A 26,081-nucleotide genomic window follows, 5' to 3' on the forward strand; every position below is an offset into this window, starting at 1 on the left:
CCATGGCAAAAGTCTTCATCTACCCTGCAACGAGCCTGATCCTCTCCGATATGGTGACCCGGTTCGGCCACACGCCTCTGGGTTCGGCAATCGGTATCCGGGAGCACATCCAGACCGCCGGCCTCGAATCCATCCCGCTCCAGATCACCCCGGAAGACCCCAAGAAAGGGCTCCGTTGGGCAGCAGTAGAGGTCCCGTCCGGGGTCCGGGGGCGCATGTCCCTGTACGGCCCGATGGTGGAAGAATGCGATGCCGCGATCATCATCAATAACGCAGACCTCGCCTTCGGCTGCATGGGCTGCGCCCGTACCAACGAGCTCTTAAAATTCCTGATCCGGCAAAAGCAGATGCCGAAGCTCGAGCTTGAATACCCGAGAAACGAGGAGGAAGGAGTGCAGTTCGTGGCCGCCATCAAACGGTTCCTGACTGAACTGGGGGCAAAGCCATGACAGCGCCGGTACGGATCGCCCAGCTCTCCTGCGGGCCGGACTACTCAGGTGTCCAGGAAGAGATCAACACGGCAGCCCGGGAGGTAAACGGTGAGATCTTCTTCCCGGATGTGGCACTCAAGGACATCGTGAGGGACTTTAATGAGTTCGGCCTTGAAGTCAGGAGCCCTGACCTGAAGCTCGCCATTGCACGGGCAAAGGCGCTCGTGGACGGCCGGGTCGAGGCCGATGCGATCTTTATTGCAACCTGCTTCCGGTGCGCCGAAGCCGCGATCGTGAGAAACGAACTCAGGCGCTACATCCTCGAACACTCGAAACTCCCGGTGGTCAGCTACTCGTTTACCGAGCGCACGACTGCAGGGACGCTCCTCACCCGCATGGAAGCGCTCACCACCATTGCCCGGAGGAGAGCTCTTCTGGCCCGCGAGGTGCAGGAGGGCATCACCCTCGGGATCGATTCCGGTTCCTCCACGACAAAAGCCGTTCTGATGAAAGATAACAAGATCATCGGCACCGGGTGGCAGCCAACGACCGAGGTGCTTAAGTGTGCACGGGAGGTCGTCGACCACGCTCTTGCCGAGGCTGGAATGAAACTTGACGAGGTCGAGGCCATAGGGACCACCGGCTATGGCCGGTTCCTCGTGGGAAAAGATTTCAACGCTGACCTGATCCAGGAGGAGCTGACAGTCAACTCGAAAGGCGCGGTCTACCTCGCCAACCGGCAGCACGGGCCGGCCACCGTGATCGATATCGGGGGCATGGACAACAAGGCAATCACGGTCATGGACGGCATCCCCGGCACCTTCACGATGGGCGGCATCTGCGCCGGGGCGAGCGGCCGGTTCCTGGAGATGACCGCAAAACGTCTCGGTGTCGATATCACGGAACTTGGGCCGCTTGCGATGAAAGGGATGGGTGGCCGGGTGCCCATGAACAGTTACTGTATCGTGTTCGGCACCCAGAGCCTCGTGAACGCCCTCGCTGCCGGCAGCACCCGGCAAGACGTGGCGGCAGCGGCCTGCCACAGCGTTGCCGAGCAGGTCTTCGAGCAGCAGCTCCAGGAAGTGGATATCAAGGAGCCTGTGATCATGGTCGGCGGCACCTCGCTCATCGAGGGGCTGGTGCACGCGATGGGAGAGCTCCTCAAGATCAAAATCGTCGTCCCGCCGCATTCACAGTATATCGGTGCGGTCGGTTCGGCGCTCCTGGCATCAGGGTTCATCCGGGACGGAAAAGATGCAGGCCATTGAGTACTTCGAGGTGGAGTGCACCGAGGCGCGGGGCGGCGAGAACTACCGGCAGATCGCAAACGATGTCCTCCTGGACCACAACCTCCTCCGGGTGATCCACAAGATCCATATCTACATCGACCCGAAGGTCCCGATCTTCGTCGCGGTGGGTACCTTAAAGAAAGTCGCCACTATTGTCCGGGTCGGCGACATCGCAAACGTCAACCCGCAGGAAGGGAAGATGACGCTTGCGATCTCGGACGAGACCTACCTTGCACCGATGCTCAAGGCGTTCTGGGACCGGTTCGGGAAAGACCACGTGGACCAGCCCGACCGGTTCACCGTCATCCTGACCGGTGTTTCCGCCAGTGCCCGCGAAGTTGAAGAGATGGCGATTGCCGATCCGAGCGCGGCACTGTATAAGGATCTCGTGTACGCCCTCAAGTGTGTCTGCCCGGAGGGGTTCCGGGTCCGCAGCGAGAACTACGGGTCCGAGAAGTTCTCGTTTGTGGCAAGCGAGGATATGCTGACCGATGCCGGTCTTGCTCTCGTAAAAGAGAAGTTTGCGCTCATGGGGGAGACGCCATGATTCTTGTCCCCATCACGTACAAGGGCGGGGTGTACCGCCACAGTGAGATCATCGATCTCATCGAGGATCTTGGGGGGTACATTGTCCAGAAGCACATGATCGCCCAGGAGGTCGTGCTCCAGTGCTTCGTGCCCAAGGATGACGTCGAACTGATCCGGGCGATCGGAAAACCACTTGCAGGCGAGGTGATCGATTCCCCGCTCGTGGGGACCGAGATCGCGGTCGTGAGCATGAGCCTTGAGATCCACCACCTGCCGCACCCTTCCTGCGATATCGCGGAGTACGTGCGCCGGCTCGGGGCGAAAAGCAACATGGTGGGCATGGCCCGGGGAGTAGGAAAACGGATTGCCGGGATCAACGACGAGGAACGCGATGTGATCAACGAGCACGACGTCGCCGTATACCTCATGGGGAACTTCGAGCACTGCATAGAAAAGAAGATGCCGGTGATCCTCCGGGGTATCGAGATCCCGGTCGTGCTCTGCGGCGGCCCGGACAAGGAAGTGCTGGAGCGGATCGTGGAGCCGAAAGTGGACGGGTACGTTGGGAATGTAGGCCGGTTCATGCACCGCACCAAGGAGTCCGAGGAACTTACCAAGCTTGACGAGATCATCAGCGAGATCACCCGCGTGCTTGAGAAACGCCGGGAGGAGATCGCAAAGGATCCCCTCTCGGTGGCCCCGGCCCGGCTCATGGACGTGATCCGGGAGAAGGTGCCGGCCATCCTTTCGGTCACCTCACCGACCCCGCTCACGGTCCAGATGGCGGGACTCCGGGTAAAGCTCCCGTATGACACCTTTGCCGAGGTACTCAGGAAGACCGAGATCGAAGACGGCATCACCATCGGGGAGATTGCGGAGGTCGAACCTTCGCGCATGAGAGATTACATCATCCTGCGGGTAAAGCCGTTCTCGGAGACCAACGTCGTGATTTAGGAGGAGAGCATGGGACGCAGGCAGGAAGACGAGTTCGAGGACAGGCTCAGGAAAATTGTTGAGCAGGGTGCGGATGCCACTGCCGAGGAATGGCTGAAGATCATCGAGCGCGAGTACGGGAAGATTCCGCTCATCTTCCAGCGCATGGCAGAACGGCCCGAGGTGCTCATCTCCCACTTACTGTACAAGGGCAGCGTGGCCGAGACAAGCAGCCTTGACCCCAAGTACGTGGAGCTGATCAGCATGGCGGTGGGAGCGGCCCTCAAATGCCAGTACTGCACGAGTTACCATATGCAGGCGGCGATCCGGATGGGGGCGACACGAGAGGAGATCCTCGAGGTTATCCTGCTCTCGGGGATGATCTCGAATTCGTCCGTGCTCGCCAATGCCTACCGGGTAATCGACGAACGGCTGGCACGGTGCTTCCCCTGCGATGTGATGGCAGTAAAGGATCAGAAGGCCCAACCAAAACGGGCGAAGGCCGGCAGGAAGAAGAAATAATCTCTTCCCTTTTTTACGGCGGGTTATCGGACGGGGGTGCATGAAACTCCCGGATTGTCGCCACCGACAGGGTATCCATCCTGCCGGATTGCTTGCGATCCCGGGCATTATACCCGCCCTTATTATAATAAGCTCCCAGACACAAAACACAAGAGAGCTGCCGTGTTCGAGTACGTCGTCGCGTGGATTGTGGCATTGGGCTGTGGTATCGTCTCTGCAGTCATGGGGGTTGGCGGCGGTTTCTTCTTCGTACCCACGCTTACCATTCTCTTCCATCTCGACCTCAAAACCGCCATGGGGACCAGCCTTGCAGTGATGATCTTCACCTCCCTCTCCGCTTCCTTCTGGTTTTCCCGGCAGAAAAAAATCCTCTACCGGGTTGCGCTCGTCATGATCCCCCCCTCAGTCCTCTTCTCAATCCTGGGTTCGTATGTCGCCCATCTGACCGATACCCGCATTTTGATCCTCATTTTTTCGTGCGCAATGATCATGATCTCCCTCGAGATGCTGGTACCGGCATTCCGGTTCCTCGTCGGGATCACCAGGGGGCCCTCGTTTGTGCTCTCGATCGCGGTCCCGGTACAGGGCACCCAGCCGATAACACGAATTCCCTACCTGCACCTGATCGTATGGGGGGCCGCGGGAGGGTTCATTGGCGGGATTACCGGTACGAGCGGCGGCGTCATCTTTGTACCCGCTCTGGCAACGCTGGGAATCCCCTTTACCTACGCAGTGGCTACTTCGATGTTTACAGTCATCGGCATCGCGGTGGCCGGGACCGCCACCCATGCAGCACTGGACTCGCTCTCGCTCCCGTTTGTTGCGGTATACGGCACCGGTGCCGCAGTCGGGGCGTGCCTGGGGACGGTCGTTGCAACCCGGGTCAGGGACGGGCATATCCGGCAGATCTTCGGATGCCTTCTCCTGATGATGGCGGTGGTGCTTCTCGCCAGCCTTTTCATCTGAACGGCGTCTGTTCCGGCTGAGCATCGTTTTAATCCCCCCGGCAACTAACATTCTGGTGAATGTGCGGGATCGCAGGGCAGTACTGCTATACCGGGGGAAGGCCCGACCGCCGGCTCCTTGCGGCCATGTCAGAGAGGCTTGCCCATCGTGGCCCGGATGGCGAAGGCACCCATGTGAGCGGGAGTGCCGGCCTTGTCCACCGCAGGCTTGCCATCATCGACCTCTCTCCCGACGGCCTCCAGCCGATGACCAACGAAGATCGCACACTCTGGCTGGTCTTCAACGGCGAGATCTATAATTTCGTAGAGCTCAGGGAGGAGCTGGCGCACAAGGGGCATACGTTCTACTCGAAATCCGATACCGAGGTGATCCTCCATGCGTACGAAGAGTGGGGGCACGAGTGCCTTGCCCGGTTCAACGGCATGTGGGCGTTTGCCCTCTGGGATGAGAAAAAACAGGAGCTCTTCTGCGCCCGGGACCGGTTCGGTATCAAGCCGTTCTATTACACCGGGGCCGGCGGATCGTTCCTTTTTGCATCGGAGATCAAGGCGCTGCTCGCCCACCCGGAAGCCGGAAAACGACCGGACAACGAGATACTCTGTACGTACCTTACCTGGGGTGTGCAGGACCACTGCAGCCGGACAATGTTTGGGGGTATCTTCCAGATCGAGCCGGCCCATGCCCTGGTGGTGACAAAAGACGGGATCCAGACGCCCTTCCGGTACTGGGACGTGACCGTGAATCCGGAGATCCGGGGAGGGGATGATGACCCCACCGTTGCTGCCCGGCTCAAGGACCTGCTCCTCGCAGCCACCCGGATCCACACGCGGAGCGATGTGGCGGTCGGCACCTGCCTCTCGGGAGGAATAGACTCCTCTGCCCTTACGGCCACCATCAACACCCTTATCAGGAGCGATGCGCCGGAGAGCGTAGGTGAACGGCAGAAGACATTCTCGGTGGTCTTCCCGGGCACGCGCTTTGACGAGAGCCGGTATATCGACGAAGTCGTAGCCGCCACCGGGGTGGACGCGGACCGGACCGAGCCGGCCCCGGGCCAGCTCCGGGAAGATATCGGGCACCTGGTGTACCTGCAGGATGAGCCCTTTGGTTCGCTCTCCATCTATGCCCAGTACTGCGTGATGCGCCTGGCACAAAAAAAGGTCAAGGTGGTGCTGGACGGGCAGGGAGCTGATGAGCTTCTTGCCGGGTACCTGGGGTACCAGGGCAGTTACATCCGGGGGCTCATCCGGCACCTTCACTGGGGGACGGCAGCCCGCGAGATTGCCGGCAGCCTCCGGCGCCACCGGGCTTTCTTTGCTGCCGCCCGGGGGCAGCTTGCGGTGCGCAGGACCCGTCGGGGTCTGGTGAAATGCACGGCAAAGCCCATAGACCGGTATGGCGGCACGCTTGATGCTGTCCTGCACCGCGAACTCCTCTCCACCAACCTGCCGGCCCTGCTCCACTACGAGGACCGGAACGCTATGGGGTTCTCCTTAGAGTCCCGCGTGCCGTACCTCGACGTGCGGCTGGTGGAATATGTTGCATCGCTCCCCCTCTCGCAGAAGATCCGGGGAGGTTGTACCAAGGTCGCCCTGCGGACTGCAATCAGGGGGCTTGTCCCCGAATCCGTGCGGCGTCGTGGGGACAAGATGGGGTTTGTCACCCCGGAGGAGTGCTGGATGAGAGACGAGCTCCGGCCGTTTATGCTCGATCTTTTCTCCTCGGACCGGTTCAAAGGGCGGCCCTACTGGGATGCAGATGCGGTACTCCGGGACTACCAGGAGTTCCTTGCCGGGACCACGGCATACTCCCCTGAGATCTGGCGGATCGCCTGCACCGAACTCTGGCTGAAAACCTTTTTCGATACTGCGGCTGCACCGGTTTTGTGACCGGCCCGGGATCGGCTTTTATAATGATTGGCCCGGACACTAGTACTAGAAGGCCGACCGGGAACGCTGTCCCGCGTCAGGTTCAGGGCATTCCATGAAGACCATTATCCTTGCCGGGGGTGTGGGAACGCGGCTGTGGCCTCTCTCCCGTGAGTATTTCCCCAAGCAGTTCATCCCGATGGACGGGAGATCACTCTTCCAGAAGACCTGCGAGCGGGCAAAAAAGCTCTCCGGGGATGACGGGATCTGGGTGGTGACAAACGCGATCCACCGTTATCTTGTCCGTAACCAGATCGATGAGCTGGGATATGCTGTTCCCGAAGGGCACATCCTTGCAGAGCCGGTCCAGAAGAATACTCTCCCTGCCATTGCCTGGGCCATGCAGCAGATCCGTGCAGAGGAGAAGGATGCCACGGCCGTGGTCTTCCCCAGCGATCACCTGCTCGGTGACGACGCGGCCGAGAGAATCAGTGAGGCAGAGTCCCTTGGAAATGACTGCCTGGTTACATTCGGGATTAAGCCGACGTCCCCCCATACCGGCTACGGGTACATCAGGCCTGGAAAGGAGCTTCCTCCCGGCTTTGCGGTCGAGGAGTTCAAAGAGAAACCGGATGCAAAGACCGCCGCTGCCTACGTGAAGAAAGGATATCTCTGGAACAGCGGGATCTTCCTCCTCTCTGTTCCCGTGTTCTTTGCGGAGCTCAAAAAATACCAGCCCCGGCTCGCCGCCGCGTTTGCCGGGAACGCCACGCCGGAGTTCGGGGGACTCGACGCCATTTCGATCGATTACGGCCTGCTGGAGCCCTCAAAGAAGGTAGCGGTCGTACCGCTCGATATGGAATGGAGCGATCTGGGGACCTTTGCCACACTCTATGCAGTCAAGACCCACGATGGTGAGGGGAACGCCGGGGAGGCCGAGTACCTTGCGGCCCGGCACAATTATGTGGATGCGCCGGGCGGAAAGCGCGTGGGTCTTATCGGCGTAGACAACCTTGTTGTTGTGGACACGGCCGACGCGCTCCTGGTCTGCGATAACCGGTACACCGAACAGGTCAAGGACCTTGTCGGCCGGTTAAAAAAACAGGGGGATCCGGTCACCCAGTTCCACCGCCAGGTTCATCGCCCGTGGGGGTCGTATACGGTACTTGAGAATACGCCGGGTTTCAAGATCAAACGTGTCACGGTCAAGCCCGGCCAGAAACTCTCCCTCCAGCTCCACCACCACCGGAGCGAGCACTGGGTGGTGGTGAGCGGAACCGCAGAGGTAGAGCTCAACGGCGAGATAAAACTCCTCCGGCAGGGAGAGAGCACGTTTGTCACGAGCGGGATCCAGCACCGGCTCAAAAATCCCGGTGTGATCCCGCTCGAAGTGATCGAAGTGCAGCTGGGCCAGTATCTCGAAGAGGACGATATTGTCCGGTTCGAGGACGATTACGGCAGGACGTAAGGGGTGGATTATTCCTGTTTTTGGTGGAGATTCTGATTCTGCTGCACTCGAATTTGATGCGGGAATAAGTATTGAATAAATTTCGAAATTTTTTTAATATATAGTGTATGAGATAACAACCAGATCCTGACAATCCTGTTTTTCGGTGCCTGAAAACGGATGGTTGAGATTCTTGTGTAGATCTTTGGAGGACTAATATGAAGTCAGCATATATCGGTATTATTGCGGTCATGCTTATCGTGATTGCAATCGCATGTGCGGGTTGTGCATCCCAGACAACAACAACCTCGTCCGGGGGATCCGGCCCGTCGTCATCAGGAAGCTCATCATCGGCTCCTGCATCATCGACGCAACAGGTGGGTTCGACGGTAAGTTCCTCATCCGTCTTCGGCTCAAGCTACAACTGGATGGAATACCACACCACAACGACAAGCCAGGGAAATGAGATGGCGATAGACATGAAGATGGAGCGATCCACCAGTACGTACAACGGGCAGCCGGCTGTCGAAATGAAAGTCACTATGACCTCATCGGCCATGAACGGGGTGTATGACTATTACTATGATTCTGCAATGAACAGCATCCTTGGCGGTACGATGACCATGACGGTCAACGGCAAGACCATGACCCTGGCGATCCCCGCAGCCCAGCTCAATCAGATGTCTGCAACCAATTTCAACAAGGAGTCCACGCTCACGTTCGCAGGCATTGAGTCGGTCACGGTCCCTGCAGGAACGTACCCCACAGCAAGTAAGTATACCAAATCAGAGAACGGGGCCACGGTCACTTTCTGGTCAGCACCCGGCGTTCCCGTCCCGGTGCAGATCAGCTCGAGTACAGCAACTGGCTCGACCACGTCTGAGCTTGTGGGATGGGGATAAATCCCTTTTTTTATTCTTGTAGAAATAAAAACCGGCGTGAAAACCGTGAAAGTCCATCAACGCATCCTAATTTCGCAAAAATGAAATCGCGTTGCACTGCCCCATTTAAACCTGACACAGGATTCCCGGACTTTCGGGAATAAGTTCACTCGCCTTCCGGGACTTTTTTTGATGTTGATCCCGGATCGTGGCCGGGATCCTGTCGCCGGGTTCGCTTTCCTCGTGCTGCAGGCCCCGGCCGGTACCGGTCACCGCACTTCTCCCCGGCAACAAGGCATTTCTTCCCGGTCCCGATCAAATCTTCCCGTCCTGCCGTACGGAGACCTTCAAGCACGAGGCCCCGGTTCTGCGGCTCCCGGTACTGCAGGAGTGCCCGCTGGATCTTCTTCTCCCGCCCTTTGGGCACATGTACAGGTTCGAGGGTGAACGGGTTTAAGCCGGTGTAGTACATGCACGTGGAGACGCTCATGGGAGTGGGCGTGAAATCCTGTACCTGCTCGGTATAGAGCCCGCGATCCCGGATATATTCGGCAAGAGCAACCATGTCATTCACCGTGCAGCCCGGGTGACCGGACATGAAATAGGGGACAAGATACTGGCGCTTTCCTTTCCCCTTCTGGAGCGATTCGAACCGGTCCACGAACCGGTCGAAAACGGCCCCGTCCGGCTTGTTCATGGCCATGGTGACCCGGGGCGAGACATGCTCCGGGGCCACTTTGAGGTGCCCTGATACATGGTGTTCGCAGAGCTCCTCCAGGTACCGGGAGCCGGGATCGTCAGCAAGCACAAGATCGTACCGGATACCGGAACCGACAAAGACCTTTTTCACCCCGGGCACACTGCTGATTTTCCGGAGAAGGTCCACAAGCTGCCGATGGCTGGTCCGGAGCGTGGGACAGGCCGGCGAACAGGACTTGTCCGGGCAGGATCCTGCCACGTCCCAGCGGTCGCATCCCATCCCGTACATGTTGGCAGTCGGTCCGCCCACGTCCTGGACGACCCCCTTGAATTCGGGCATCGTGGCCATCCTTGTCACTTCTCGGACAAGGGACTCTGCACTCCGGCTCTGGACGATCCTTCCCTGGTGGTGGGTGAGAGCGCAGAACGAGCAGCTCCCGAAACAGCCCCGGTGGCTCACGACCGAGAACTGCACCGGTTCGAGCGCCGGGACAGATTTTTTGTACGAGGGGTGGGCCCGGCGCGAGAAGGGCAGCTCGTAAATACGGTCGAGTTCGGCGGCCGGAAGGGGCCGGGCCGGGGGGTTCTGGACGACCACGGTTTTGGGGTGAGTCTGGGCCACCGGCCGGCCCCGGACCGGGTCCTGCTCCCGGTAGTGCAGGGCAAAAGCCCGGGCATACGCGGTTTTATCCGAAGAAACTTCAGAAAATGAGGGGACTTCAACGATGTCATCCGGTCGCCTGGCACGCCATTCGGCCACTTCCATAGTATAGCAGGTGCCCGGGATATCCCGGATGGACCGGGCCGGTTCCCCGGCATCCAAACGCTGGGCGATCGCTACCATCTGCTGCTCTGCCATACCATAGGCAAGAAGGGTGGCCGGGGCATCGGCAAGGATTGACTGGCGGACCCGGTCCTGCCAGTAATCGTAGTGCGCAAACCGGCGCAGACTGGCCTCAATGCCCCCCAGAACGATGGGCACACCGGGAAATGCCGCGTGTATCTGCTGTGTATACACGATGGTCGCCCGGTCCGGGCGCCGGAGAGCCCCCCCCGGGGAGTACACATCGGCGCTCCGGCGCTTCAGGTTGGGGGTGAAGTTGTTGACCATCGAGTCAACGTTCCCGGAAGAGATACCAAAGAAGAGCCGGGGAGTGCCGAGGGCGGTAAAGTCCTTCTGGGTTTTTATATCCGGCTGGGCGATAATGCCCACGGAAAAACCTGCATCCCAGAGGACCCGGCCGATAAGGGCCGTGCCAAAAGAGGGGTGATCTACGTACGCATCACCGGTGACAAGGACAATATCAAACCGGTCGATGCCACACTCCCTGCCCTCGGCGGGGGTGAGCGGGAGGAACTGTGGCTGGGATCTCATAAGGGGCGAAAAGTGAGGGATCAGGTACGCGGGCGCCGGGTCAGGTCCCGGATGATCTCGGCAAGGCCGCCCGGTGTATCCTCGTCTTCCTTCTCTTCAGGAACAGGTTCCCCGGGAGTGGCCCCGGGCACGGCAGATAAAGAGGGATGCTGTCCGGTCCCCCCGGCGGTTCCGTGCACCGGCAGTGCGAGCCCGGTCTTCTCGTCAGGCTGGCGCCGGATGTCAAGGCCGGTGAATTCGAGGACAATGACCTCGGCGACAATGTACGTTACCGCCTTCTCCCGCAGGCATCCGGTCAGGGCATGGCCGGCACGGCCGACCGATGCATGGAAATGGATCGCCGGGCCATCCTCGCCCGGGCAGATAGTTCCCATCCCCACCATCTCCCAGCCACCTTCGAACATCACGTAATGGGGCTCGGGAGGAATGGCCAGCGACTCGGGGCCGGTTACCATCCGCCCCTGCCGGAGGGCACCCAGAAAAAGGAGGGATCCGGCCTGCACTGCCTTGTTTTTTACAAACTCCCGGGTGACGGCCAGAAAATCTTCGCCATCATCGATCCGCAGGACAAATACCCGGCCAAGCCGGCCTTCCGAATATTGCATAGATCTGCTCTTCTCTTGTATTCTTGGTATTCAATGGATTGGCGCGGAATTATATCTCTTTTCCCCCCTTTTTGGAAGAAAAACGGTTCATGCCCGGAGGAGAGCCGGGTGAAAACCCGCTGATCGCGCAGGCCTACCTCCCTCCGGCACCACCGCCACCGAACCCTCCGCCCCCGCCAAATCCGCCGCCAAAGCCTCCTCCTCCGAACCCGCCCCGGGCTCCCCCCTGACTCATGGGGACAAAACTCGTGATGGGCATAAAGACCATGTTCATACCCATAACTCCCATCGGCACCCCGGTCTCAGCCACCGGGATATTGAGCTCCTTCATCGCCTGTTCCACCTTATCGCCGACCCCAAGTGCCGTACCGTACACCAGCCAGTCACCCCACATCGGGAGATCCTCGGGGGCATATTTCCGGATCATGGCCATATCCGAGAGGAAGTGGGCAAAGGCATCCCATTCCAGCTTGTCCTTGTAATGGTCATCTTTCCAGTGCCCAAAAAGGGTCGAGGGTGCGGCCCATGCGATCACCAGCTGGATCACGGCAATGACAAGGAGCACCACGGCCGGGACCAGGGTTGCTGACTGCGCCGGCAGGACGAGCGCGAGCATGAACGTGACGGCGCACGCGACAGCCGCAATCGCGATGAACGGTGAGATATGGTCCCTCCCGTCCACCATGTACTCATAGGCAATCGTCGTATCCGCCCGTGTCGTCACATCGGAGAAATTCTTCTGGTACAGCAGCGCTTTCTCCTCGGCAAGACTGCTGGTCTGTGCACTTTTCACGAGCGTTTCCAGGGTTGCCGTGGAAAGCACGTTATTCTCGGAGAGCCGCTGGACAAACGCAAGAACCCTCTGTTCGTAGGGATCGACAGTCTGCGTGGAAAGGACGCGGATCTCGGGGCCTTTCCCGTTTGCAGCCGGCGTGATCGCGATGAGCTTGCGCCGATGCAGGTCAAGGAGGGTTGCGTAATACCCGTCCTGGTCGAAGTCCAGCGCATCGCCCTTGAAGAGGAGATTTACCTGCCAGGGCTTGAGAGCGGGGTTGGGAACGGTGCTCAGGTAGGTGGTGACGGTAAATTTCTTCTCACGTCCGTAATGGTAGTAGATAAGGAGCAGGAACAGGGGTACGAGGAGCACCGCCGCATCCGCAAGATACGAGAGGATGGCGGCAGCCGTATAGGGCAGGTCATACCAGAAGGCAGCGGACGCGGTCTGAGCCTGGAGGTTGGTGCCGGTTGTCCTGAACCCCGGGATCTGGGCAAACCCTCCTTCGCCGGCAAGCATCTCAACAGCAATGTTCTCGTTTCCTGCGGCACTGCCGGTGATCGTGTAGGTACTACCGGTCTTTTCCGCGTGCAGGGTGGGCGGGTACACGTAGATCTGGTTCACACCGTCTGCCGGCACCGTGATCCGGATATCCTGGTACGGGATATGGTTCGAGCCGGCAAACTGGAAATTGAGGTGAGTGGTCGTCCCATCGTCTTCAATGGGGGGGTGGATCACGTACGTGCTCTGGACCGTGTACGTGCCTGCATCGTAATACGCGGAGTTGAAAACGCCCACCTCGCTTGTCTCGGCCAGGCGACCGACGAGATTTTGTACCGATGGATCCGAAGAGCCGGTGAGCGAGACATCGGATGTGGCATCCTTGGCATAACCGATCGAGCCGGCCGGCGGGGCAATGGAGACAAACTGGACGTACGGCTGCTGGCTTCCGGTAACAAATGCCAGGGGGGCTTCCCATGAACGGAACAGCATCCGGTACTCACCGGAGTTCTGTACCTGGTAGATGTACTGCTCCTGTAGCGTACCGTTCCCATACAGGGTGGCATCGTACGAGCTTACAGTAAGGTCCCCCTGGAAAAGGGGGGTAACCACGCTGACGATGGCAAGGCCGGCGATGCCAAGGACGAGCGTGATAATGACAAGGCCGGCAATCTGCCTGGTTTCGCCCACCGCAAAATCCCCCTTATCAGAACTCGATCTTCGGCGGAGTCTTGATCTCTTCTTCGAACTGGAGGTATTCGAGCTTGGGCATACCCGTCATGTGGCCGATAAATTTCGAGGGTATCGTGTCCATCATCGTGTTGAATTCCTGCGAGATATTGTTGTAGGTGTATCTCTGGCGGGCAATCTCGTCCTCAAGGCTCTTGACCGAATCCATGAGCGAGGTGACCGTCTGGGAGGTCTTGAGATCCGGGTAATTCTCGGCAACGGCAAGGAGCCGTCCGAAGATGGAGCGGGACTCTGCCTCGACCTTGTTGAGGTCTCCGGGGCCAGCGGTTGCAACACTCGCCCGCATCGCAGTGACCTTGGTGAGTGTCTCCTGCTCGAATTTGGCATAGCTCTTCACTGCCCCGAGCAGCTGGTCGATCATATCCAGCCGCTTCTTCATCGCGACACGGATCTGCCCCAGGGTTGCCTCGGACGAGTTTTTCAGGGACTGGAACCGGTTATAGATGCCCACGGCCCAGAGGATAAGGCCGACGACAATCAGGATAATAACGATCAGGATGATCCAGGAGAGGATATCGCCAAGCATGTGTTATCAGTACACAGATGCATGCGGTACCAGATAATAGGTGGGGTAGAGAGAGATTTTGGTTGCCCCTTGCGTTTACCGAATGATAAAAAGAGGGGAACGATCGGGATCCTTTGCGGAAAAAATTACTGCAGTGTCAGGGTGCCTACGACCCGGAGCTTCCCGCCCTCGAGGTAATGCAGGACTGCCCGGGCCCCGGGGGGATAGACCAGTTCTTTTTCTAAGGTGAAAGTGAGTTCAGGCATCCTCCAATCCCCGTCAGCGGTAACTTTCGTGAGGCGCGAGGGGAGGAACTGCATCCAGTGACCAAGGTAGATCACCATCTCTTCCTTTAAGGGTGCCGGCCAGTACCTGACGAGCTGCGCCTTTCCGGTGACCACGGGCGAGCATTTTATTGCCGGGTCGTTCGTGAGGACATAGCCCCGGTCGAGGTCATCAGCTTCGATACCCTTGAGAGCAAGGCCCACCCGATCGCCGGTGACCGCGGTCTCGGCATCATCGTCGTGCTTCTGGATGGAGCGGACCTGGGCGCTCTTTGTGGTCGGGAGCACCTTTAACGAGTCGTGTTTTTTAACAACTCCGTGGGTCACGCACCCGAGGACAACGGTGCCGACACCCTTGACGTTGAAATGGTGATCGATAGGGAGGGTGCCGTTCCCGCCCTCTTTTGCCTTTTGGTGGGCGGTCATCTTGGCTGCAGCATCGAGCAGGTTTTCCCGGATACCGATCGGATCGTTCTCAGCGGTGTCGTAATGCTCGAGGACGGTGCCCCTGATGAGCGGAGCAATCTGGTCCGGGGAGAGGTAATTGCGGAAGATGAGGGTGCCATGTGCCTTTCCGGCACACTGGAGCATCAGGACCATCTCACCGAACGTTGCCGTGATCTCGTCTACCACGAGAATGATACGGTCGGCAAGGGAGATTGCATAAAAAAGGGAGGAGAGTTTTTCCGGATACCGGGTTGGTTCAATAAAGGTGACCGTGGCCTCGCCTTTTTTCAGATTATAAAAGGTGATATCGCTGGTCGTCCCCTTCTTTCCCAGTGCGTCGGAAAAGCCGTTCGGGGCAAGGACTGTGACGGTGATATTGGACATGGTAAATACTGGTATGTGTTTACAGGATATGAGTGTTGTTTCTCTGGGGGAGATCTCTCCTGACCGATTTAGATATATCCGTCAGTGTCTATTAATTATAAGAGAGGCAGACCAGTCATCCCGGTGTGATTTATGGAATTTACAAAAAATCATCAAAAATTGTTGCAGATTCTTCTTTTCTGTATAGGGTTCCTGATTCTTGGTTATGTTATATCAGTATCTGGAATTATTCAAAACTATCAGGTTCTTTTCAAAGTCAATATCCCCTTACTTTTTCTCGCGTTATGCCTGTCCCTTTGCACTATCGCATTCAGGATTGTCCGCTGGAAATTCCTGAGTCAAAAATATGATACAGAAATTACATGGCATGACGCCGCGCTTGTCAGTGTTGCGAGCTTATTTTATGCCAACATTACGCCGGGCAAAGTCGGGGATCTTTATAAGGCATATTATATGCAGAGGAGATATTCCCTGAATATTTTTAATGGAATCTCCATGATTTTTTATGAGCGGTTTTTCGAACTTATGATTCTTTTTCTGGCGGCCTTTGCCATTGTGTTTATCCAGCTGAAAGGGATTACCGTGATCATCCTTGAGGTGACCGCGATCATCCTCGTTCTTCTTTTCCTTTTTTATTATAAAGCGGACTATTTTCTCAAAGTACTGGAAAAACACAAATCAAAACTTCCGGTGCTCAATAAAATCCCGGATGGCTTTGAGATCAAAAAACTGCCGTTCCCAGACATTCTTCGTGTCTTCGTCATAACGGGATGTTCATTGAGCTGCGATTTTTTAACACTGTTTGTCGTGGCCCTGGCATTTGGCTATACTCTAAATCCGCTCATTCTGACGATCTTCTTCTGTCTTTCAATTATTGCCGGCCTCGTCTCCCAGATTCCCCTCGGAGTGGGTGTGATGGAAGGTTCTTTGGGGTACCTGCTTCTCTTCCTTGGCGTAGCAGCTTCAGATTCCATGGCAATTGTTCTTATCGACAGGATGTTGTCAATGTATCTTGTGCTGATTTTAGGATTTATCTGTTCAAAATACACAACAGACCAATGTTTGGGTGTCACAACATGATCTCCATTCTTATTCCCTTATATAACGAAGCTGAGAACGCCCGTCGCTATCCTGAACGGCTGTTCCCGATTGCCGACGAGATTATAAAACGGCATGGGGAGGCCTGCGAATACATATTGGTGAACGATGGCAGCAGTGATGCAACGGAAACTGAACTTGACAAACTCGCGGCAACACAGAAAAATGTTGTGGTCATCTCGTACCAGGTGAACAAAGGAATGGGGGGTGCAATCAGGACAGGGCTCTCCCATTGTTCTGGACAGATCGTCATTATGCTGGATTCCGATCTCACTTATCGACCTGAGGATATCGAAAAACTGCTCGCAGCGTACGAGAGATTGGGGTCTGATTGTATTTCAGCATCTCCGTACAGGGAAAAAGACCTGGCAAAAGAGATCGCCTCACCGTTTCGGCTCTATATCAGTAAATCCGTTAATTTCCTTTACCGGATATTATTACAGGAGGACCTGACCTGTATGAGCGCCATCTTCAGGCTTTATCGGAAAAGTGCATTGGATGAGCTGACTCTGGAGAGCAACAATTTTGAGATCTGTGCTGAGATTCTCGCAAAGATAATCCTGAATAAAAAATCGGTTTATGAGATTGGAGTAAGGGTATATACCAGAGAGTATGGCGAATCCAAATTAAATGTGAAAAAAGAGATTCGGAACAATCTTCGGATTCTTTTTAAGATATTTAAAGCAAAATATCTCAGAAAAAGGTGGCAGTAATCACAAAAGCGAAAAATTTATACAAATCCCGGCATTATGATGTGTCATTATTCAAACAATTTTTAATAAGATTTCTTAACAAATAACTTTGTACCGACTTCATAATGTTTATATTTTTACCGGCCCCTATCTACAAATAAATTGCCAATTGAACAATAGAATTGAAGGGAAACGATTAGAGCATGCATAAGGAAACGGTATTAATCACAGGTGGAGCGGGATTTATCGGTAGTAATTTAACTGAATTCCTTCTCAAAACCGGGCACAGGGTCATTGTTCTCGACGATTTGTCCAGAAGTACCACGGATAATATTCGGGCCTGTTATAATTATTCCCCGAATTTTTACTTTGTCAAAGGTTCGGTTATGGATTTTGACCTTGTGGATAGACTTGTGAATAACGTAGATATGGTCTTCCATCTAGCCGCACAAGTTCATTGGGAAGAATCGATTGACAACCCGGTACCCAGTTTTGAGGTCCATACCCGCGGAACACAGAATGTACTTGAAGCAGTACGGCGAGGAATGGCAAGAAAAGATCCCCTCAAGCTGATGTTGTATGCATCTTCCTCTGAAGTTTATGGGACGGGGCAATATATGCCCATGGACGAAAACCATCCGTTCAACCCCCAGTCCCCCTATGCCGCTGGAAAAGCAGCTGCGGACCGCCTGTGTTCAGCATATCATCACGTATACAACCTGCCTATTATCATCCTGCGACAGTTCAACACATATGGGCAAAACCAGCGTATGAAAGGGTATTCGGCGGTGATTCCAAAATTTGTCTCACAGGTAATGAGCAACTGTCCGCCAACGGTATACGGTGATGGCACCCAGACAAAAGATTTCCACTATATCGGAGATCTTATTGCAGCATATTCATTAATTATTGAAAACTGGCGGGAGTTGGATATGTTTGGCACCGCGATTAATTTCGGGACCGGTAAAGAGACCAGCGTCAACGATCTGGCAAAGATCATTATAGATACGGTTGCAAAAGAAACAGGGAGAGACCTTAACGATATGCATCCAATCCATCTCCCGAAACGGCCCGGGGAGGTTATGCGTTTCGCAGCCGACATCACCCGGGCAAAAAAGATGCTTGGATTTACCCCGAAGACCGATATCAGGGAGGGTATTGAGAACTACGTGCGCTGGTATATCAAAGAGGGATCGTCCTCAAGGTAATAAATTTTTTTAATTCTGTTACAGCAGGGTTTGTATTTTTTCTATTATCCGTTCAGCACTTCTCCCGTTTCCAAATAAGGAAAGATTCGGAGGAGTTTTGGGATTAAAGGTATTTACAGCCTCGACAATTCTGTCATGAGTATCATCAACCAGAATATTCCACCCATCATCTACAGTTTCCACCCATTCAGTATTCGGCCTGAGGGTAATACAGGGTTTTGAGAGGAAAAACGCCTGTTTTTGGGCACCCCCCGAATCTGTCAGGAGCTTCGCAGAATGAAAAATTAGACGCAGGAATTCAAAATATCCCTGAGGAGGTACGGTGTAAATATTCTCCGGTAATGACAGGGAAAAATCGCTTATACGTTGCTTTGTACGGGGATGAATCGGAAAAACAACAGGATCGGAAAGATCCCCAACCGCCCCGAGTATACTACGCAACCGCTCGTGATTGTCTGTATTCGCCTCGCGGTGCAATGTTAAAAGAAGATATGACTCTTTTCCCAGAGAAATGTCGGATAAAATGCGGGGACGCGATTTAATCAGAGTCTGATAATGGACGATAGAATCGAGCATGACATCCCCGACAAGAAAAATATTATCTTGGATCCCGCTGTTATGCAGATTATCGACACCCCGTTGGGTCGGGGAAAAAAGAACATCCGAGAGATTATCGATCAGGATACGGTTGATCTCTTCGGGCATTGTCCTGTCGAAACTACGCATACCAGCTTCAAAATGGCCGATCCGTATCTTCGCTTTATTTGCCGCAAGGGCGACTCCGAGAGCGGTATTTGTGTCCCCTGTAACGAGAAGCATATCGGGTTTTTCTGAACGCAGGATATTTTCTGATTTGACAATCATCTCACCAATTTGTTCTCCGGGAAGCTTGGAGCCGACCCCGAGGTAGTGCGTTGGGTCGGGCATGTGCATTTCATCGAAAAAGATCCTATCCATTTCATAGTCATAGTGCTGGCCTGAATGGATAAACACGGTCTCGATATTTCGACGCTTCAGCTCCCGGATAACCGGTTCCATTTGAATAAATTCCGGTCGGGTTCCCGCAGCCACTGCAATTTTCATGTTTCACCTGTTTTCCGCTGATTTCTCGTTCGACTCCGGTCTCTGGGAGAATAACGCATAATATGACTTGATTTTCCTGACAATACCGCACTCTGGTCTGACAGTGAAGTACATAAGAGTCACAAAGACGATGTTCTCAGCGGTAAAGAAGAGCAGGGTCAGATACCATCCGGAAGATCCGATAGGATTCACGTACTGCGTATTAGTATAAAATGTCCCAAAAAGCAACGGAAATTCAATATATGCAAAGACCTGGCTAAGATAGAACAATCCGATCTTAATGATATCGTCAGCAACCAAGAGGGCGAGGAGTGGTGTGAACCAGACAAGGTACTGTGGACTATGAAATTTGGTAAAAAAGACCAAACTAAAAAGGGCGCACAGTGTCAGAACCAATAGCGTCTTTTCCTTCTTTTCCCGATCAATAAATGCAATGGCGAAAAGCAGCAGGAGAACAGCCGCCATGATGAGATACATTATTGTTGACAGAAAACTCAAGGATATCCCGGAAGGGAATACCTCAGAGAGACCTGCAAAGATGGTATATGTGGCAGTGTTAACATAGACACCGACACTTCCCCCCGTTGCAAAAAGATAGCTGCTCAGTGTGGTAGGACGAAGAATTGCCAGGGGAAGCAGCAATACAATACAGAATATAAGGAAGATCTTGATAGCGGATATCAATTCCTCTTTAACAGACGTTTTTTTGGCATTGTATGCTATCATAAACGGGAGAGAGACGGCAGGAAATAATTTGGCAAAAAAACCTGCAGATGCACTCGCATAACCTCGACTGCCCATTCCGTATACTGCAAAGAGGAGCCCTGCCATGAGTAATGCGGTTGGAAATGCATCAGATTTTGTAATAACAAAATACGCGGTGGAAAAGGCAGTCGCATAGATAAGGCCCCCGTAAAAAGCGGTTGTCTCATGATATATTCTGATCCCGATAAGATAGATGGAAATCACGATGAAAAGATCACATAATATCATGAGGAGCTGGAATGAGAGGACAAATACCAAGCCGCTTTGTGTCAGTACGGCGGGGAGGAACGCGAGAAGAATGGGGACAAGTGTAAGTATCGGATATTCAAAGGCATAATCGATATACGGCAACTGACCCTGAGTGAGAGGAGTTACACTGTTAAGATAAACACCGATATCGAAATAATCGATGAATGAATGGAAAACGGCGGTTGTAAAAAAAACAACCACAAATTTCATGATTATGGTGGTAATAATCAGCAGCAGAATGTGATTCGTCGCAGTCGTTTTATCAATAGCAGCAAATCGTGTACCAAGGAATAAGAAGGGTTCATTCCCGCTTTTCCCCTTCTTTTCTTTGGATCCCCTTTCATTTTTATCTTTTTTTGCCATAATCTAACTTCCGGTCCCTGTAATTCGGTTTTTTCTTTCTATCTATTAAGATACATCATAAATATAAATTTCAAAATCCTTTTTCATCAGACATGCTTCCACGTCACCCGCCGGTTTACCCAGAAATTCCATGCAAATGCCACAAGGATGCCCAAGATATTGGCAATCCGGTAATCAACGCCGAAATATACGGCAAGAGCATTGAGGATAACGAAATTGATCCCCGCCCCCCCAAGGGATACGATCTGGAAGGAGAGAAGACGCTGCCACCAGTGCGGCAGGGCGTGCTGCTGTTCTGTCTTGAAGGTCCAGGTATCGTTCAGGACAAAATTGCTCAGGATCGATAGTTCAATGGCGATAAGGCTTGCAACCGGCAGGATAACATGAGCATATCCCTTGAGATAGATAAGAACGCCTTCATTGACAACGATCCCCGAGAGCCCCACAATCCCGAACCTGAACAGTTTTACCCATTCCTGCCAGACCGCGCTCTCATGGTGGTTCCAGGAAAACCGGGCATTGTCGATCACCTGTTCTGCATACTCTACAATCGTCTGTCCCTTGAGCTTGCTCGAACCGGTTGCCCGATCGACAAATTCGAAGGGGATCTCCTTTGCTTCCCGCCACATACCTTTACCCAGCACCTCAAGGAGGATCTTGTACCCTTTCGGCTTGAGTGGAGCAGAGACCACAACATCCTTTTTTACCGCGAAAAAACCGCTGACCGGATCGTGGATCTCCGGAAAGAGGAGCCGCCCCAGGAACGTTGCTCCCATGGAAATAATACGCCGTTTGAGCGGCCATTTTTTTATCCCGCCGCCCTTCATGTACCGGCTTCCGATGACGATATCGCTGCCATCACGAATCTCCGTGAGCATCACCGGGATCAGCGCCGGGGGATGGGAGAGGTCCGCATCCATGACCAGGAAAATATCCGATTGTGCCCGATGGAACCCTTCGACCACAGACTGGGAGAGCCCGGGATCTTCAGTCCTCACCACGAGACTGAGATGGGGTTTGCTCTTCTGTAAATCCCGGACCCGTTCAATAGTCCGGTCCGGTGAGTTATCATCAACAATAAGGATCTCGCCATTGATCCCGTTCTGTAAAAAAACCGCATCCACGCTTTCGACAATAGTGCCGATGTTGGACTCTTCCTTGAACGTGGGAATGATAACGGTCAGGTCATACATCGGGAGCACCGGTAAAAATCAGGATCGTGTAAAAAGGTAGATCCCCTGCGTGACATCTGAACCAACATAGGTAGCATTATTTTTGAGCCACTGTATCGCATCGCCATTCGGATCGGCCGCACTGATGTCACCGGTAACCACAAAATAGATCGTATGGTTTCCGCTCTCCGCCAAAACGTGGTCGAGATCTCCGGCTGTTGTTGCCCCGTACTCCGTAGTCTGCGCCTTGGATGATGAGTAATAATAGTCGAGTGGCTGGGCGATATAGCCGGGAACCGAAACAACGATATCGCCCGGCTGGGCCTTCTGCTCAAGTGCAGCGGAGACACCCCTCCAGTCTTCCTTTGAATATCCTGAATAATAACCTGCCAGGACCGGCGCACTGATGATAAAGAGAACTGCGATAAATCCATACACTACAGTCCTGGTATTCCAGAGGGAGTACACCAGGTGATAGGATACTGCAATACCAAGGAAAAAAACAATGCTCAAAAAGATGAGATACCGGGGGAGCATGGGCATCTTGAACGACAGAACATAGCTGATCACAAACGTGAGGACGGTGATCAGTACCAGGAATATCCCCTTGCTCCTTTCGATGCGGAACGCCTGGATAATACCGATGATGAATAGTGCTACCAGGAGGAACACAACAAAAATGTTCATCCCGGCTATCTGGACGAAGGTCTCAGGGATGAGCTCCAATCCCTGAATTCCGTACGTGGGTGCCAATGATGTCCGGAGCACAAAGAGCTGGAGGGTGACAATGATGAGGGGCAGCGACAGGACCACAAAAACCACAATGGATGCTACCAGCATTTTGAGGTTACCGATTTCAGTACGGATCCGGGGAACCCATTCGATGAGCGCAAATAACACCAGCGCCCCAATCAGCACCAGCGCATAGAAGTGTGCCCAGAAGGCCAGCGCGGCAAAGGCACCGAAAAGCACCCAGTGGGCGAGGCTGCCGGATTTCATGGCCCTGAGGAAAAAGAGCGTCGCCAGCCCGACAAAAAAGAGCATCATCATGTAGGCCCGCGCTTCCTGCGAGTAATAGATCAGGAACGGGGAGAATGCACAGGCGGCAGCAGCAATAAGGCCTGCATTGCGGTCGAGGAACTCCTTACCAATCAGGTAAAAGAGCGGGATGGTAAGGACACCCAGGAGCGCCGGGATAAAGCGCAGGATGACCTCATTATTTCCCAGCATGAGCATGACATGTTCGATCCAGTAAAAGAGCGGGGGGTTAAACTCGCCTGACGCGGTCACCTGCCAGATATCGGCAAAGGATTTTACTGATATCGTATAGGTGCTGGCCTCATCAAGCCAGAGAGAGTTGAAACCGAGGTCATAGAACCGCAGGAAAATACCGATAACCGTGAGAAGAAGAAGGGACTGGACGTACCGGCTTTTCGAAACAATTGATTGTATGTTATTAAAGGTAAGATCCCGGATGGTCCGGACGGGGGATTCATACCCTCCGTCAAGATCGCATTCCCTGAAAGGATCCTGCCGCTTTTCCGGTTCCCGGCCCGCTTTTTTCTTCGCCATCGCACTCACTACCTATTTGTCAGGATTCAGATATAACTTGCCTGCATTATTCTCCTGAAAATGCTGCCATTTGTGACGAGGAGGTTTTCAGGTAACTTATGCAGATGATGGTTCCGGCTGCCGGATGGTAGGGAGTGCACCTGCTGCGGAAAGAAGTTCGTCCCGGGATGTCACTACCCGTGACGCCTGCTCGAGCATAAGGTTCACCCGTTCATGGCTGCCGGCCATCCGGAAATCCGTCCGGAGAGCGATCACGGTTTTCTTCATCCCCGCTGCGTATCCCATTTCCCAGGAAGTTCCCGAATCCGCATCGGCCCCGTCGATAATGGCAACGACCATGTCGGCATCCCGGATCGCCCGCCGGTTGCGACGGTAGATCTGCGCATGCTCACTCTTATCCCGCACGGCCTGGTTGTCACCTGAGTCCTGCGGGAGGAACACTTCAAAACAATGTTCCCTGAGCAGCTCTGCAATGGAGGTATTGTAGGATCTCTCGGCTTCCGAGAAGAGGGGAGCGGCAAGGTAGATCCGGTACTGAGAGAAAACCGCAACGTCCTGTGCCGGGATATCCGGGAAGCGGGCGTAAAAGACCCCCCGGCCCTGCTGTTTTGCCGGCGTATCCCCTTCGGCTCCGTAGTACGTGCTCGTGACCCCGCAGGTCGGTGACGAGTTGACGCCAAGGATACAGAGCGGGGGCCCCCGTTCTTGGATGATGTCGTTTACCTTCCCGCACAACTCGTCCAGAAGTGTTGCAAATTCCGGGGTATTGAGGCGTTCGAGATAGGTGCCGGGCTTCCGGCCCGGGCCGAGATACCGTGTCTCGGGACAGGGCAGGGGGACGACCTCGATCCCGAACTTTCTGCATCGCCCGATGGACTTTGCAAAAAGGGCAATGTCCGAGGGGTGCGTTATCCCCTTCGCCCGGAGTGCTGGTGAAAGAATACAGGGAGAACAGAGCACGTACATTATACAGTGTGTGCACGCACAGAATAATCAATGATTCCGCTTCTGGCTTACCGGGACAACAGTTGTGACCCCAGGAAGTGCACGGTAAAGAAACTGGAGCGGGCAGGACATTTGCGAATTGTCAAAACGATCTCGCAGATCCCAAGAAATACCCTACTTTTAGACCCGACAGCCGAAAAAGCCCTCTCTCCGGAGGACAGAGACGTGAAATCGATCACCGCGCTCGACTGTTCGTGGGAGGTGCTCGATACCGGTGCAGTCAGCTCGTGGAGGATCCGGCGGGCATTGCCTTTCCTCATGGCCGCAAACCCGGTCAACTTCGGGAAGCCCTGCAAACTGACATCTGTTGAGGCGATTGCGGCGGCCCTGTATATCGTAGGCGAAAAGGAGCGGGCGGCGCAGATTCTTGGCTGTGTCAACTGGGGGATCCGGTTCCTGGAAGTCAACAAAGAACCGCTGGAACTCTACGCCACGGCAAAGAACAGTACCGAGGTTGTAAAGTTTCAGGCCCTGTTTCTGTAACAATTTGTAGGATTTGCCACCGGAATCTTCCTTTTTCACGCGAAAATGTTCGGCTTTTTCTTCCTAAATGCTGCAGAGCTTCATCTCGTACCTCATCCCGGGCAACATCAGGCAACCTTTATCTCATCTGGTTCCTACAGATTCGGTATATGATCAAGGTTGCCATCAACGGGTACGGTACCATCGGGAAGCGTGTCGCCGATGCGGTTGCAGCCCAGAAGGACATGAAAGTGATCGGCGTCTCCAAGACCCGCCCGAATGCTGAGGCATTTATTGCAAAGCAGCGCGGGTATCCCCTCTACATCGCGGATATTTCAAAGAAGGCGGCGTTCGAGAAAGCGGGCCTCACCGTTGCCGGTTCGGTCGAGGACATGTGCAGAGCGGCCGATGTGATCGTGGACGCGACACCCGGGGATGTCGGTGCGACCAACAAGCCGCTCTATGAAAAACTCGGGAAAAAGGCGCTCTGGCAGGGGGGCGAGGAGCACGAGGTCGCCGGCTTCTCCTTCAACTCGTCCTGCAACTTTTCCGATGCAATCGGCAGGCAGTTTGTCCGGGTTGTCTCCTGCAACACCACCGGCCTGTGCCGGATCATCCACGAGGTTGACAAGGCGTTCGGCGTTGAGCATGTCCACGCAATCATGGTCCGGCGCGGATCCGACCCCGGCGAGATCAAGAAGGGACCGATCGATGCGGTCGTCCTCGACCCGGTCAGTGTCCCCAGCCACCACGGGCCTGATGTCCAGACCGTGCTCCCCCATATCTCGATCACGACAATGGCGATGATCGTCCCGACCACAATGATGCACATGCATGCGATCCGGATCACCACCAAAAAAGAGGTGAACCGGGAGAGAGTTATCGATCTCATAAAGAGCCATCCGCGGATGGGCCTCGTGAAGAAGACCGCCGCGATAAAAAGCACCGCTGAGCTCAAGGAATTTGCCATGGACCTCGGCCGGCAGCGGGCTGACCTCTATGAAAACTGCATCTTCGAGGAATCGATCTATGCAAACAAGAACGAGCTCTGCTTCTTCCAGGCCATCCACCAGGAGGCCGATGTGGTTGTTGAGAACGTGGATGCGATACGCGCAATGACCGGCCTGAGTAAAGATGGAACAGCCTCGATCAAACTTACCAACGATGCCCTCCACTTCATCCCCATCCAGAACAACCATTAACTCTTTTCATCACCCATACT

At 54.6% G+C, this 26,081-nt stretch carries 24 protein-coding genes; 14 read left to right on the forward strand and 10 right to left on the reverse strand.

The annotated features are described in order from the left end of the window. The first annotated feature begins 2 nt into the window (after positions 1-2). From VMS83_RS00825 to VMS83_RS00865, 9 genes are all read left to right on the forward strand, one after another. Positions 3-449 carry a methanogenesis marker 5 protein gene (locus VMS83_RS00825; RefSeq protein WP_325408908.1) on the forward strand — a complete coding sequence of 149 codons (447 nt, stop codon included), beginning with the start codon at positions 3-5 and terminating at the stop codon, positions 447-449. Beyond that, positions 446-1,699, forward strand: coding sequence for a methanogenesis marker 15 protein (locus VMS83_RS00830; protein ID WP_325408909.1), 1,254 nt, complete (start codon positions 446-448; stop codon positions 1,697-1,699). Before VMS83_RS00825 ends, VMS83_RS00830 begins: the two co-directional genes overlap by 4 nt. Continuing rightward, entirely contained in the window at positions 1,686-2,267 is a 582-nt protein-coding gene (locus VMS83_RS00835) for a methanogenesis marker 17 protein (protein WP_325408911.1), read from the forward strand. Before VMS83_RS00830 ends, VMS83_RS00835 begins: the two co-directional genes overlap by 14 nt. Next, positions 2,264-3,202 carry a methanogenesis marker 7 protein gene (locus tag VMS83_RS00840; protein ID WP_325408912.1) on the forward strand — a complete coding sequence of 313 codons (939 nt, stop codon included), beginning with the start codon at positions 2,264-2,266 and terminating at the stop codon, positions 3,200-3,202. The genes VMS83_RS00835 and VMS83_RS00840 overlap by 4 nt, the downstream gene beginning before the upstream one ends. Positions 3,203-3,211: 9 nt before the next feature. Continuing rightward, positions 3,212-3,703, forward strand: coding sequence for a carboxymuconolactone decarboxylase family protein (locus VMS83_RS00845; protein ID WP_325408913.1), 492 nt, complete (start codon positions 3,212-3,214; stop codon positions 3,701-3,703). A 162-nt stretch (positions 3,704-3,865) separates the two neighbouring features. After that, a complete protein-coding gene (locus VMS83_RS00850; protein ID WP_325408914.1) occupies positions 3,866-4,669 on the forward strand; it encodes a sulfite exporter TauE/SafE family protein in 804 nt (267 codons plus the stop codon). A 59-nt stretch (positions 4,670-4,728) separates the two neighbouring features. Continuing rightward, a complete protein-coding gene (gene asnB, locus VMS83_RS00855; protein ID WP_325408916.1) occupies positions 4,729-6,558 on the forward strand; it encodes an asparagine synthase (glutamine-hydrolyzing) in 1,830 nt (609 codons plus the stop codon). Positions 6,559-6,652: 94 nt separating this feature from the next. Continuing rightward, positions 6,653-8,005: a mannose-1-phosphate guanylyltransferase/mannose-6-phosphate isomerase gene (locus tag VMS83_RS00860; protein ID WP_325408918.1), complete on the forward strand. Its 1,353-nt coding sequence runs from the start codon at positions 6,653-6,655 to the stop codon at positions 8,003-8,005. Positions 8,006-8,202: 197 nt separating this feature from the next. Next, positions 8,203-8,886: a hypothetical protein gene (locus tag VMS83_RS00865; protein ID WP_325408920.1), complete on the forward strand. Its 684-nt coding sequence runs from the start codon at positions 8,203-8,205 to the stop codon at positions 8,884-8,886. 145 nt (positions 8,887-9,031) lie between these two features. On the opposite strand, the gene VMS83_RS00870 is transcribed toward VMS83_RS00865, so the two are convergent. The 5 genes from VMS83_RS00870 to VMS83_RS00890 all read right to left on the reverse strand — a co-directional run bounded on the left by VMS83_RS00870 (position 9,032) and on the right by VMS83_RS00890 (position 15,190). Next, a complete protein-coding gene (locus tag VMS83_RS00870) occupies positions 9,032-10,939 on the reverse strand; it encodes a YgiQ family radical SAM protein (RefSeq protein WP_325408922.1) in 1,908 nt (635 codons plus the stop codon). A gap of 20 nt (positions 10,940-10,959) precedes the next feature. Further along, on the reverse strand, positions 10,960-11,544 hold the full coding sequence (locus VMS83_RS00875) for a PPC domain-containing DNA-binding protein (protein ID WP_325408924.1): 585 nt from the start codon (positions 11,542-11,544) through the stop codon (positions 10,960-10,962). 133 nt (positions 11,545-11,677) lie between these two features. Further along, the gene (locus VMS83_RS00880; protein WP_325408926.1) at positions 11,678-13,510 is read right to left on the reverse strand and encodes a DUF2207 family protein; all 1,833 of its coding nucleotides are present in this window, start codon (positions 13,508-13,510) and stop codon (positions 11,678-11,680) included. 16 nt (positions 13,511-13,526) lie between these two features. Continuing rightward, a complete protein-coding gene (locus VMS83_RS00885; protein WP_325408927.1) occupies positions 13,527-14,096 on the reverse strand; it encodes a LemA family protein in 570 nt (189 codons plus the stop codon). Between the two features lie 125 nt (positions 14,097-14,221). Beyond that, a complete protein-coding gene (locus VMS83_RS00890; protein ID WP_325408928.1) occupies positions 14,222-15,190 on the reverse strand; it encodes an EF-Tu/IF-2/RF-3 family GTPase in 969 nt (322 codons plus the stop codon). A 132-nt stretch (positions 15,191-15,322) separates the two neighbouring features. Here VMS83_RS00890 and VMS83_RS00895 point away from each other — a divergent pair, with 132 nt between their 5' ends. The 3 genes from VMS83_RS00895 to VMS83_RS00905 all read left to right on the forward strand — a co-directional run bounded on the left by VMS83_RS00895 (position 15,323) and on the right by VMS83_RS00905 (position 18,188). Further along, a complete protein-coding gene (locus VMS83_RS00895; protein ID WP_325408930.1) occupies positions 15,323-16,270 on the forward strand; it encodes a lysylphosphatidylglycerol synthase transmembrane domain-containing protein in 948 nt (315 codons plus the stop codon). Further along, positions 16,267-17,001: a glycosyltransferase family 2 protein gene (locus tag VMS83_RS00900; RefSeq protein ID WP_325408932.1), complete on the forward strand. Its 735-nt coding sequence runs from the start codon at positions 16,267-16,269 to the stop codon at positions 16,999-17,001. Before VMS83_RS00895 ends, VMS83_RS00900 begins: the two co-directional genes overlap by 4 nt. 182 nt (positions 17,002-17,183) lie before the next feature. Next, entirely contained in the window at positions 17,184-18,188 is a 1,005-nt protein-coding gene (locus VMS83_RS00905; RefSeq protein ID WP_325408934.1) for a GDP-mannose 4,6-dehydratase, read from the forward strand. 18 nt (positions 18,189-18,206) lie between these two features. Here VMS83_RS00905 and wecB read toward each other — a convergent pair whose 3' ends face one another. The 5 genes from wecB to VMS83_RS00930 form a co-directional block, all read right to left on the reverse strand. After that, positions 18,207-19,271, reverse strand: coding sequence for a non-hydrolyzing UDP-N-acetylglucosamine 2-epimerase (wecB, locus tag VMS83_RS00910; protein ID WP_325408936.1), 1,065 nt, complete (start codon positions 19,269-19,271; stop codon positions 18,207-18,209). A gap of 3 nt (positions 19,272-19,274) precedes the next feature. Next, positions 19,275-20,648: a hypothetical protein gene (locus VMS83_RS00915; RefSeq protein ID WP_325408938.1), complete on the reverse strand. Its 1,374-nt coding sequence runs from the start codon at positions 20,646-20,648 to the stop codon at positions 19,275-19,277. Positions 20,649-20,734: 86 nt separating this feature from the next. Beyond that, positions 20,735-21,841, reverse strand: a complete 1,107-nt coding sequence (locus VMS83_RS00920) for a glycosyltransferase family 2 protein (RefSeq protein WP_325408940.1) — start codon at positions 21,839-21,841, stop codon at positions 20,735-20,737. Between the two features lie 18 nt (positions 21,842-21,859). After that, entirely contained in the window at positions 21,860-23,392 is a 1,533-nt protein-coding gene (locus VMS83_RS00925) for a glycosyltransferase family 39 protein (protein WP_325408942.1), read from the reverse strand. Positions 23,393-23,488: 96 nt separating this feature from the next. After that, a complete protein-coding gene (locus VMS83_RS00930; protein ID WP_325408943.1) occupies positions 23,489-24,358 on the reverse strand; it encodes a nucleoside 2-deoxyribosyltransferase in 870 nt (289 codons plus the stop codon). A gap of 30 nt (positions 24,359-24,388) precedes the next feature. Between VMS83_RS00930 and VMS83_RS00935 the strand changes: the two genes are divergently transcribed. Beyond that, positions 24,389-24,880, forward strand: a complete 492-nt coding sequence (locus VMS83_RS00935; RefSeq protein WP_325408945.1) for a DUF367 family protein — start codon at positions 24,389-24,391, stop codon at positions 24,878-24,880. A 149-nt stretch (positions 24,881-25,029) separates the two neighbouring features. After that, positions 25,030-26,061, forward strand: a complete 1,032-nt coding sequence (locus VMS83_RS00940; protein ID WP_325408947.1) for a type II glyceraldehyde-3-phosphate dehydrogenase — start codon at positions 25,030-25,032, stop codon at positions 26,059-26,061. Positions 26,062-26,081: the final 20 nt, after the last annotated feature.

Origin of the sequence: Methanoregula sp., from assembly GCF_035543475.1 — an archaeon.
GTDB lineage: Archaea > Halobacteriota > Methanomicrobia > Methanomicrobiales > Methanospirillaceae > Methanoregula.